9 protein-coding genes are annotated in these 12,203 nt (G+C 40.6%); 1 reads left to right on the forward strand and 8 read right to left on the reverse strand.

The genetic code is table 11. From position 1 onward, the window contains the following. Nucleotides 1–289: 289 nt before the first annotated feature. From LC036_RS11880 to LC036_RS11915, 8 genes are all read right to left on the reverse strand, one after another. A complete protein-coding gene (locus tag LC036_RS11880) occupies nt 290–3,226 on the reverse strand; it encodes a carbohydrate binding domain-containing protein (protein ID WP_226582703.1) in 2,937 nt (978 codons plus the stop codon). Nucleotides 3,227–3,481: 255 nt separating this feature from the next. Next, nucleotides 3,482–4,825 (reverse strand): GH1 family beta-glucosidase, encoded by a 1,344-nt coding sequence (locus LC036_RS11885; RefSeq protein ID WP_226582706.1) that lies wholly within the window; start codon nt 4,823–4,825, stop codon nt 3,482–3,484. Nucleotides 4,826–4,849: 24 nt separating this feature from the next. Further along, nucleotides 4,850–5,863 carry a LacI family DNA-binding transcriptional regulator gene (locus tag LC036_RS11890; protein WP_226582709.1) on the reverse strand — a complete coding sequence of 338 codons (1,014 nt, stop codon included), beginning with the start codon at nt 5,861–5,863 and terminating at the stop codon, nt 4,850–4,852. Nucleotides 5,864–5,939: 76 nt separating this feature from the next. Further along, nucleotides 5,940–6,773: a carbohydrate ABC transporter permease gene (locus tag LC036_RS11895; RefSeq protein WP_226582712.1), complete on the reverse strand. Its 834-nt coding sequence runs from the start codon at nt 6,771–6,773 to the stop codon at nt 5,940–5,942. Further along, nucleotides 6,770–7,678 (reverse strand): carbohydrate ABC transporter permease, encoded by a 909-nt coding sequence (locus LC036_RS11900; RefSeq protein ID WP_226583893.1) that lies wholly within the window; start codon nt 7,676–7,678, stop codon nt 6,770–6,772. The genes LC036_RS11895 and LC036_RS11900 overlap by 4 nt, the downstream gene beginning before the upstream one ends. A 114-nt stretch (nt 7,679–7,792) precedes the next feature. Then, nucleotides 7,793–9,070, reverse strand: a complete 1,278-nt coding sequence (locus LC036_RS11905) for an ABC transporter substrate-binding protein (RefSeq protein WP_226582715.1) — start codon at nt 9,068–9,070, stop codon at nt 7,793–7,795. A gap of 315 nt (nt 9,071–9,385) precedes the next feature. Further along, nucleotides 9,386–9,772 carry a VOC family protein gene (locus LC036_RS11910; RefSeq protein WP_226582718.1) on the reverse strand — a complete coding sequence of 129 codons (387 nt, stop codon included), beginning with the start codon at nt 9,770–9,772 and terminating at the stop codon, nt 9,386–9,388. Nucleotides 9,773–10,124: 352 nt separating this feature from the next. Next, nucleotides 10,125–11,330 (reverse strand): MFS transporter, encoded by a 1,206-nt coding sequence (locus LC036_RS11915; protein WP_226582721.1) that lies wholly within the window; start codon nt 11,328–11,330, stop codon nt 10,125–10,127. 491 nt (nt 11,331–11,821) lie between these two features. Between LC036_RS11915 and LC036_RS11920 the strand changes: the two genes are divergently transcribed. Then, on the forward strand, nt 11,822–12,184 hold the full coding sequence (locus LC036_RS11920; protein WP_226582724.1) for a winged helix-turn-helix transcriptional regulator: 363 nt from the start codon (nt 11,822–11,824) through the stop codon (nt 12,182–12,184). Nucleotides 12,185–12,203 lie beyond the last annotated feature (19 nt).

Below are 12,203 nucleotides of genomic sequence, written 5' to 3' on the forward strand. Positions count from 1 at the left end.
ATATAAGCTCCAAACTTTAGACCAATTGATAGAGTGCGAATTGTCATTCTGAAACTTTAGCGTATGATTAAAAACAACTCTCAAATTCTTGAGTCCATTATTTGCAAAAAAACTACTTCCTGATTGACTTCCAAAAAACATAGAACTGTTATAACGGCTGCTTTTTCTATTCATCTACCCCTATACTATTGAGCAGACGAAAAAATATCAACGGTTCATTAGTATTTGTAACTATTCAGCAACAATATAAAACCACGGCCCTTATTTGAAGGACCGTGGTAGTTATAAGTTAATTTACAGTAAGTGAGACATTGTCAATTACGATTTCATGCTTTTCTCCAAACTGCCCCATTAAAAACTTCAAGGAAGTCATATCATCTGCCGTCATATTAAACTCAAACTCATAGGTTTTCATTTCAGTACTTAAAGCAGCTTTCTTACTGAGGTATCGATGATACGCAGCATTTTCCAACGTTACCTCTATCTCTCTTGCTGATGTGGAACGTGCGTCAAAGGAAAGTGTGTAACTCACATCTTTGCTTAACGAAAGACCAGACTGTTCAGCTAATACACTCCACGTTTCGTTACCGCCATTTACGATATCGATATTAAGCGCTTCATCTTTGACAAATACATCTGCTCCAGCATCAAAGTGAATGTACGAAGACCAGGATTCCATCCCCCTTGAAAAGTCTCCATTTTTTAAAGGAGCTTTATCTACAAGACTGACATCATCAAGATAAACCTCATCGGATTGACCGCCTAATTTGAATAGCAGCTGACCTTCTTCATCAGAAACGGTCTCAGGCATTTGGAAAGTCACGGTATGATTGTTCATTGCTGTCGTTAATGAAATAGTCTCTGGATCTGTATAGCTTACAGAACCGTCACCACTTACAAGTTCCACTTGTATTGTTCTCTCCTCTGATGCCCGTGCGTTAAAGTTCAACTCATACTCCTGATTCTGTTGCAGAGGAATTCCATTTTGTTTAAAAAGGACGTCCCCCGGTTCTGCCTCTCCACTAATGGATTGAATATGCGCTTCACGAGTCTCTTCAGATACGCTTACATCTGCTGAAGCATCTTCTTGTAAAGCTAATTCCCAATAGTTTAAGCGGGTTCTATCCCCTTGATCGAATGTGCCGTTATAAATGAGGTTTCCATCCGGCAAAGCTGGTTTTGACTTATTATCTTTCACCTCGTCGGTAATGTCTTCTACCCGGACATTTCCAATCCATACAGGTGCTGAACTAACTAATCCCATATTAAATTCAAGACGCGCACTTAAGTCTGTGTCTTGATTTAACTTAAATGTGTAGCTATACGATTGAACGTTTTCATCTAAATTCATCGTCTTTTCACCAGAATAATTCGCATAGCCTCTCTCTGCTCCACCAGAGACTTTGGTCATCAATGTTCGGTTTGTATTGGATTTAGCATCAAACGACACCTCGTACGTATGACCCTCCAGGATCGGCAGTTTTTGAATCTGCTGCAGCGACCATAAGGCATTCCCAGGATTAGTGATGTCTGTTTTCGCAAATGTTTCACCATTTACGTTCGTTTTAGAAACGTGCCCTTCCCCACCAAAATCAGGCAGCGTTACAAAGTTCCAATACGTTTGATCCAGTGCTTTTCCAGGCTGATCCACAATCGTAAATTCTTTCTCATACTCTTGATCATAGATAAGGTTGCCGTTTTCTAATGGCTGTTTCGCATCTTCAGGAAGCGTTTCTTCTTCAACTACTGGCTCTACAGGCTCCCGGTAGTCTCTACCAGTCAGCTCATAGACCCTTACATAGTCTACTTCCATCTCACCGGGGAATTCTGTTGTTTCATCTGGATTACCCCCGTACCATCCACCGACAGCAAGATTCAAAATTAGATAGAATTCCTGATCAAAAGGAGCTGGATACGCATACTTATCTCCTTGATTTTTACCTTGACTAAACCATTCATTTATTGTTTGATAAAGTTTTCCATCGACGTACCAGCGAATTTCCCCCGGCTCCCACTCGACAGAATACGTGTGGTATCCAGTGAAGTCCTCACCCTCTGGGAAATGGTAATCCTTCGCTTTATAAGTATTGTCGGGATATTCTTCGCCAAAATGAATCGCTCCACCAATCGCGTCCGGGTCTTCTCCGGCAGCTTCCATAATGTCAATCTCGCCGGAAGTCGGCCATGGTCCATACACATCATCCTCAGGCATCATCCAAAAAGCAGGCCAAAACCCTTTTCCTTCCGGCAGCTTCATTTTCGCTTCAAATTTTCCGTACTTCTTACTAAAGAGTCCCTTTGTTTTCAGTTTTGCAGAAGTATAGTCATAGGAACCGTATTTGTCTGTAACCGGCTCTTTTTTGGCTTTAATGACAAGATTTCCATCTTCAATGAAAGAGTTATCGCTTGAATCTGTGTAATACTCAAGCTCATTATTTCCCCATCCCGATGAAATAGCTTCTCCATCATCACCAATGATCCAATTCCCGATATCATAATCCCACTTGGAACGATCGATATCATTGGCCAAAAATTCATCGGACCACACCAGGGACCAGTCTGATTCTTTTTCAGATGCATCATATACAACGATGCGGTTCAAATCAGAGTCAATGGTCTTCACATTGTTTTGAATATCTTCATTAATATAAACGACGCCTGAAACAGTGACTTCCTCTAAGAGAATGTCTTTGCCACTGGTAATTACTAAATTCCCATCAATATTCGAGTCAGTCAGCTTCACATCATCAGAGTTGATCCATGCGTTGCCACTGATTTCCTGTTCCTTGTAGGTTCCTTCTTTATAGTAGTAGCCTTTGATAAAACCATCGACCATCTGAAGTACGTCGATACGCTTTACGGGCTTATTACTATCCTTCAGCTGATTAAAATCATCTTCTAAATCAGGTGCTAGAAATTCAGATAGCACGGATTTTGCTTCTTCATGTTTGATCGCGGACTTTAGATTTACTTTCTTACTGTTCAACTCCTGTACTGCTTCGATAACCTCTTTTTTCTCTACTCCAACTAGATGACTGAGTACAACTGCATATTCTTCCCTCGACATGGATGCGCTTTCATTTTTCTTGTTGTTTAAACCCTCAAATAAATCCTTGTCATACCAATCCTCTGCCAGATCCCCAACTGCTGATTTATCAGCCTGTACAGGTGAAAAAGCTCCTAAAACGATAAACAGCACCATAAAGCAATAGAAAGTTTTCTTCAAAACGTCTCCTCCTTGTTATGTATTAAAATGGGAGTAGAATTCCCCATTCATAAAACTTTCATCATGAAGGTTCTAAGCTGCTGGACTACCTCTATAAAATAAAAATCCCCCGCTATAAGAACCACTATATTCTGCTTATAACGAGGGAGATAAACAAGGTGGCCCTGTTTCAAAACCATCCTGCTTATCTGTTTGATTCTAAATGAGCTGCTCGCCACGGTAAAGGAAACCGGTTTCCCTACCTGGCAAAAAAAATTATACTTCGAAACTATGGTTGTTCACAGTATCTCTGTACCAATAGTAACTGTCTTTTCTAGTACGCTCAAACGTTTCAAAATTGACATGAATGATTCCAAATCGTTTTTCGTATCCTTCTGCCCATTCAAAGTTATCAAGCAGGGACCAGACGATATAGCCTACAATCGGTACGCCGGCTTCTATTGCGCGGCTGAGTGAAGTTAAATGCTGCTTTAAATAATCGATGCGCTCCTGATCATAGACTCTGCCATCTTCCACTCCGTGGTTATAGCAGGCGCCGTTTTCAGTGATATAAATTGGAACATCGCCATACGTTTGGTGAATGTCCGTAAGAGCTTTATAGAAGCCTTCTGCATAAATCGGCCAGTCAATATCTGTACGGCGTTCATCCAAAGGAACTTCTTCCACTTGGAACAATCCACCATCTTCTTTATAGCGGCCTAGACTTCCCGTGTAATAATTGATTCCCATGAGATCAATCGGCTGGGAAATTATCTCCAGATCCCCTTCTTCTACATTCAATGAAGCCCCATGTTCAGCAAAAAGCTGGATCAGTGTTTCTGGATATGTACCTTTAAATACAGGATCCATAAACCATTCCTTCTGCCACATCATCCCACGCTTACATGCATCGATATCCTCCTGGCTCGGGCTGTAAGGTTCTAACCAACCAAGGTTAGGGGCATAACCGATTTCACCATCTGGAACAAGTTCACGGAATGATTGAACCGCTTTCCCGTGGGCAAGCATCAAATGGTGAGCAACATCCACACCTGCCTGCAGGCTGGTTTTTCCTGGTGCATGGACTCCTAAGTAGTTGGATAAAAAGGATGCACACCAAGGCTCATTAATCGTCAGCCATTTTTTAACTTGTCCGCCAAACTCTTTAAACATGGCTTCTGCATAAGCAAGGAACGCATCCGTCGTTTCACGTGCTTCCCATCCTCCTTCATCCTGTAGGATTTGAGGAAGATCCCAGTGATAGAGTGTAATCATCGGCTCAATGCCGTGATCAAGAAGTTCTTGAATTAAATTTCGATAATACGCGATTCCCTCTGGATTCAATTCCCCTCTCCCCTGTGGAATGACACGAGACCACGAAATAGAGAAGCGGTATTGGTCAACACCAAGCTCACTTAAGTGGTTCACATCTTCTTTATACTTGTGATAGCTGTTGCAGGCATTATCACCGGTATCTCCATTTTTTACGTTTCCCGGAGCATGAGAAAAGACATCCCATATGGAAGGTGTCCGTCCTCCTTCATGTGCTGCTCCTTCAATTTGATAGGAAGCTGTTGCAGCTCCCCACTTCAATGTTTCTGGTAATTGTATAGTTGTCATTGCAAGTAACCTCCATTAAAAAAACTAGAGTTCTATTGTTGAGCCCCGAGGCACCAGCTCAGGATCTACTTTGACATCACAAATGTTAAGATCATCTTTGATCAGATCCTCAAGCATATAGGCTGCTAGTTTTCCGAGTTTTTGTTTGTCTTGTTTCACAGTTGTCAGCGGTGGATTGCTGTACCTGCAGGCCTCAATATCATCACAGCCGATCAGCTGGATGTCTTCTGGAACAGATAGATTATGTTCTTTGATTGCTTTCAAAGCCCCCAGAGCCATCATATCGGAGGCAGCAAAGACAGCTTGTGGCAGCTTGTCTCCACTCAGTATTTCTTTCATTGCTTCATAGCCGCTATCTTCAAAGAAGTCTCCATAGTGAATCCAATCTTTATGAATGGGAAGGCCAAATTGATTCATAGCGTCTATAAAGCCGATATTACGGATGCTGGCAATCAATGAATCTTGTTTACCACCAATATAAGCAATGTTTCGTACTTGATTTAAATATAGATACTCAACAACCTTCGAACCAATTTTTGCGTTATCCGTCATGATGTAACTGGACCTCGGACCTTCAAGCTTCAAATCGATCCCGACAGATGGAATATTGCTTTTGGCTATTTCATGGACAGCTTCTTCAATTTCATCACCCGCAATAACCAGGCATCCATCAACATGAAAATGTTTACACCTCTCCAGGTATTTACTCTCCCCTTGATAAAATTGCTCATTAGAAAATAACAAGAGATCATATCCGAGAGATCCTACCGCTTTTTTGAATGAGTTTACGACTTCATTAAAGAAAGGGTGCTTGAAATCTACGTTGATTTTCCCGGCATAAATCAAGCCTATAAGGTTCGATTTTTTTGTTGCCAGCGATTTTGCAGAAAAAGTCGGCTGATATTTCGTATCTTCAATAACTTTATAGACTTTCTGCCTGGTCCGTTCACTTATTCCTTCATAATTGTTGATAATTTTTGAGACTGTAGCTGGAGAAACACCAGCCATCTTAGCAATATCGCGAATTGTTAAATCCATGTCTTGTTCTCTCCTTAGAAGCTGTCCGCTCGTATATTCATACCTATTGTATCAACAATTAGAAGGAATGGTATGATTATTTGATAGAACCTTCTGTAATACTGGAAATAAACCAGCGATTAAAGATTAAGAAGATAATAATCAAAGGTACGGTTGCCCAGAATACGCCTGATAACAACATACCGAAGTCGACACGGAATGCATTATTCAATGATGCCAAAGCAACCTGCAAGGTGTAGGAAGCGGGCTCACGTAAGACCGTAAACTGCCATAAGAATTCTCCCCAAACAAGGGTGAATACGATGATTCCTAATGTAGCAAAAGCAGGCTTGACGATCGGAAGCACAATGCTTCGATAGATTCTGAAATTTGAGCACCCGTCCAGTTTCGCAGCCTCCATCAATTCATCAGGTACTGATTCGCTGATATACTGGCGCATTAAAAAGATGCCTAATGGATTGAGTAGAAATAGCACACCCGCTCCAAGTAAAGTGTCCAACCAACCCAGCTGGGAAACAAGATAATATTGTGGAATCAATCCCAGTTGAGGCGGAATAACCATGGTCAATAGAATAAGGATAAAGAAAAAGTTTTTACCCGGAAATTGAAACTTTGCAAAGGCAAATCCAGCCAATGAACTGATGACCAGCACGACTGCCGTTACAGATGTACACAATAGAATGGTATTCCACATCGCTTGAAAGAAAGGAATGGTATCCAATACTTTCATGAAGTTTGCAACCAGTTGATCTCCCGGCAGAAGCGTAGGAGGAATCGAATTATAGGCAGCACTCGGTCTGGTCGCCATTACAAACATCCAATAGAATGGAAACAACGATAAAATCGAGGCAAAGATGAGTACGATATATACAGGAAGTGTCCCTTTCTTAAGCCCTTTTAACCCTCTCATTTGCTAAACGCCCTCCTTTTCTTCTTACGGCCGACACCAGATGTTAACCATGTATTAATAGCTGCTGCACCGACGATGATAATTAATAACAGGACGGCTGTAGCTGAAGCTGTTCCGAATGAACCTAAGTTAAAGGCGTCACGGTATAGATACATAACCACCGTCATCGCTTCATCACGGTTAAAGGCAGAAGATCCAAGGAATACTGCCGGCTCCGCAAACAATTGCAGGGCACCTACAGTTGACATGAATACAGTCAAAATAATAAATGGTTTCAACAAAGGAATTGTTATATGAAGGAATTGTTGAACCTTCCCGGCACCGTCGATGGTTGCTGCTTCATATAAATCTTTTGGAATACTTTGCAGACCTGCCAGGTAAATGATCGTGTTGTATCCAACCCATCTCCAGAAGACCATTAAGGAAATGGCAATTTTAGCTCCCCATTCAGATGTTTTCCAGCTTACTGGGTCAAGACCGAACAAACCAATCACATAGTTGGCAAGTGCCGTTTCACTGCTGCTGAAAAACACGCCGAACACTAAAGCGACGGCAACCATAGACGTGATATAAGGCATAAAGATTGTCACTCTAAAGAAGTTTGTAAAACGAATAACGGCCATATTAAGGAAATAAGCTAAAATGATCCCGACTATTAACTGCGGGGCTGTTCCCATCAATCCTATAATGACGGTGTTATACAAAGACTTCCAAAATAATGGGTCCTGCAAGACAATTGCAAAATTATTTAAGCCCACAAAATCCATTTCTCCAAGTCCATTCCACTTTTGAAAGGCCAGGACAATACTAAAAATAGCTGGATAAAGACCGATAATTCCAAAAATGATAAAGAATGGAGCGATATATAAATATCCCGATAGCATATCTTTTTTCTTTTCAGACATTTTTGCTGTGGACTTTGATTGGGAAACATGCTGACGTTTTTCTACACTCTCCACTTTGTTCCCTCCTTTTATGTAGGAAGGCTGGATGCTGCGTGGCACCCAGCCCTTGATCAATTAGCGCTGTAATAAGCCTTCAATACGTGTCACAGCAGCGTCCCACTCTTCTTCAGGGTCTGCACCTTCCTGGACATTTCTCAAAGCCGTAAGCACTTCATTATTAACAGTTACATATTTTGGTCCTTTGTAAACTTCAGGGATATTCTGAGCTGCCTCAGCGAAATAAGCAGCTGTATTCTGTCCACCAAAATACTCATCAGAATTGTTCACAAACTCATCCATTTCATAAGTTTCTGGAGTAGATGGGAATAGACCACTTTGGACAAAGGATTCTAGTTGATTTTCAGGAGACAGCAGCCATTTAGCAAATTCATAAGCTTCTTCACTATGCTTAGTTTCGGATGGGATCGCAACGTAGGAGCCACCCCAGTTTCCAGTGAAATCGGTAGGAAGCGTCGTTACTTTCCACTTCCCTTCTCCTTCAGGTGCGTTTTCTGTCATGTAACCTTTCAACCAGGCAGGTGCCATTTCGACTCCAAAGTCACCTTTATTTAGTGCATTTGCCCACTCAGGTGTCCACATTTCATAAGAGCCGACAACACCTTTATCATTCAATTCCACCGCGTAATCATAAGCTTCTTTTACACCATTATCTTCCTGGTTAATCAACAGCTCACCATCACGGTTAAAGTAACTGACTTGAAGCGCATCCATATTCGCACGGAAAGCCATTTCCATACTATCAACCATAGGTTTGTCAGTTTCCTTTAATACAGTTGTTGCCGCTTCAGCAAATTGATCAGGGTTTGTAATCATGTCACTGACTTCGTCTGGATCTGTAGGAAGACCAGCTTCTTCAAATACATCTGTGTTAAAGTACATTGCTTTTGGACCGATGTCTGTCGGCAGTCCGAAAAGGAAATCTCCTTCACCATTTTCCGCCATCTTCCATTTCCAATCTAAGTATTGATCTTGAACTTCTTCTGCACCTAAGTCATATAAGTTTACGAAACGATCCTGCGCTTCGCGGTAGCGGTCCAGCTGGTCGACCTCAATCATCGTCAGGTCAGGCGCGCCGGTTCCAGCAGAGATGGATGTAAATAGACTGTCGTGGTGATCGCCTAATTCAGAGTTCTTTATATTAATTTTCACTCCAGGATTTTCTTTTTCATACTCTTTTGCTAAGTCTTCATAATTCGTAGCACCAAAGACCCAAAAATCAAGAGTAACTTCTCCATCACCTGATGCGGATTCTTCTTCCCCGCCGCAGGCAAAAAGGAAAGTTGTCAAACTTAATAGTAGAATTGCTAGAAAACTTCTTTTCACATTGATCAATTCCTTTCGTTTTAAACCAAATTTTTCACCATTTTCGCAATGACGAAACCGGTTTCGTAATTGCGTAAAAAAAATCAATTGATTTATAACCCTGACTTGATTATAAATGTAGTTGTATCCGTTTTCAACACTTTTTTCAGAATTTTTAACTATAAACACCGATATTTTGTAAACCGGTTTCGTAGATGAAAATACTGGGAGAAGACTGTACATAACTTTACATATAAGTCCCTTTCTATTTACGTCTCATAGATTACATAAAAAAAAGATCCGCCTCTACAACGAATCTTTTTTGTCGGATTTCTATAATACGAGTCAGTGTTCGTATATTTCCAAAGGCAGGTCATCGGGATCCTTAAAAAAGGTGAATCTCTTCCCTGTTACAGGGTCCAGCCTGATTGGTTCGACCTCAACTCCTTTTTCTTCCAACTCTCTTTTTGTGCTTTCAATTTCTTCTACTTCAAAAGCTAAATGCCTTAAGCCTCTTGCCTCCGGATAACTCGTTCTATATGGCGATTGCGGAAAAGAGAAGAGTTCCAATTGATCCCTGCCATTAATAGACAAGTCCAACTTGTAGGAATCACGTTCCTCACGATAGGTTTCATTGATCACATGAAAACCGAGTGTATTCACGTAAAATTCCTTGGACGTATGATATTCCGAACAAATGATTGCTACATGGTGGATTTTTTTAATATTCAAGCTGCAATGTCCTCCTTTAAATCATATGTACTAAAATGCCGGCCTTTGTTAACAGCCAATAGACAATATATCATATTTTAAAATATAAATAATTTATGTATCTACACTACTAGAACTATTTTATTTATTCTCATAAACATAAAAGCATGAACTAAATAGAATAGATCTATAATCATAGACTAGACGCACGATCCGTTATTTGAGGGATATCCAATTCTGTTTTTCGATTACTTTACTAAAAAGCTGAGGAGTTTAAGTCCCTGCTCCCCAGCTTTTCCTTTGAATTTATTTATTATTGTTTTTTCTTATTCCACTGATGCCACATACACTCATAGATATATTGTAAGAACCCTTACGCTGATGTGGATTCCAATTTTCTTAACCGCCCTGTAAGGAATACGGCTCCAACTACCATCAGTGCTCCAATCCAAGGCGTGTGGATGAGGCCAATCCCATCAACGATAATGCCGCCAACAAACGAACCAATTGCAATTCCTATATTAAATGCTGCTATATTAAGAGCCGATGCAACATTTACAGCAGATGGGACGTATTTCTCAGCAAGATGTACAACCAGGACTTGTAGTCCGGGAACGCTCATAAAGGCGAATAAGCCCATCATAAAGATTGCAATTAATCCTGCGATTTTAAAAGGCACAGCAAAAGTCAATACGAAGAGAATGAAAGCCTGCAGGACAAACATCCAAAACAAAGCCTTTAATGGATTTTTATTTGATGCTCTTCCTCCCACTACATTACCGATGGCAACTGCAACCCCATAGACAAGCAGAATAATACTTACCCATTTCGAACTAAACCCTGTAACGTCCTCAAGTAAAGGGGTCAAATACGTAAAAGCTACAAATGTTCCTCCATACCCAAGCGCTGTAATAATGAAGGCAAGCATAAGTTTTCCATTCTTTAAGATTTTTACCTGTTCACTAAATTTTGCTGGTGGGGCTTCTTTCAAGTTTTTAGGTACTAATATGGCGCTGGAAATAATTCCGATTACACCAAGTAGGGCGACGCCCCAGAAGGTTGCTCTCCAATCAAAGGCCTGACCGATAAATGTACCGAGTGGAACTCCAGTTACTGTTGCTACGGTTAAACCTGTAAACATAAAAGCAATGGCACTGGCCCGTTTATGCTCAGGTACTAAATCTGCAGCAATTGTAGAACCAATAGAAAAGAAAATTCCATGAGAAAAAGCGGTGACAAATCTTGCGATCAGGAGTAAACCAAAGCTCGTGGACATAGCTGCTGTCGCATTTCCTAATATAAATAAAACCATTAAAGATAGTAAAAGTGATTTCCGACTCATTTTACTTGTCAAAGCGGTCAACACCGGCGCTCCTACAGCTACTCCCATGGCGTAGCCGGAAATGAGTAAACCTGCAAGAGTAATTGAAATCGAAAGGTCATCCGCAATCGAAGACAATAAACCAACAGGTACAAATTCTGTTGTTCCAATTCCAAAGGCACTAATTGCCAAAGCTGTCAGGGCAGGTGTTCCTCCCTTTTCCTTTTGGATATCTGCTGTATTTACATAAGAACTCATTAGACTAATTCTCCTTTTGAACATGTATTAGAGTTAATAGCATAAAGAATGTTTGGAAGACGAAGGCGCCTTTCGTTTTCCAATCCCCATCATTGTGATGGGGAAAAAATGAAAGAATAAAGATATGCACGTTAGGGTGCTGCAGACACTTTAAAGCTCTATAAGTACTAAAAAGCGACCAGATTCATTTATTTTAAAAATTGACCACCTTTGAAGTACAAGAATGATTATGCATGCCGGGAATCTAAATGAAAAGTACGTACTTTTAAGTGATGTAGGCACCTTTAAGTAACCTTTGTGCAGGAACGGGGTTTCCAATGACCGCTTCTAATCATTTCACTGGTGAATGTGTCAAAACCACAAATAAAAACCCAGCTGCATGAAAAGCATAAAGTTAGTTAAGATACTGTAAATGTGGTATTTTAAAATATACTTGCTATTTCTAAACAGACCGAAAAGATAAATCAGTCTATAAGAAAGAAGGAAATATGATGAAGAAATACAATATCCCTGTTGAAGCGGCGTTAGAAGTAATCGGGGGCAAATGGAAAGTAGTCATTTTATGTCACTTAATAAAAAGAGAGCTTCGCACAAACGAACTAAAGCGTTTGATGCCGGGTATTACTCAAAAAATGCTGACACAGCAGTTGAGAGAATTAGAGGAAGACGGTGTTTTAGATCGAATTGTTTTCAACCAGGTACCTCCAAAAGTAGTCTATAAGTTAACTGAATATGGATGGTCTCTCAAGCCAGTTCTGGATCTGCTCTGTGAATGGGGAGAACAGCATATCGAGAATACGTATCCAGATAAATCTGAGGTATTACTTGATGAAAGTGAACTTGAAAAAATCTAACCCACATGAATAAAGCCTC

It is taken from the genome of Halobacillus litoralis (genome assembly GCF_020524025.1).
Lineage (GTDB): Bacteria > Bacillota > Bacilli > Bacillales > Halobacillaceae > Halobacillus > Halobacillus litoralis_D.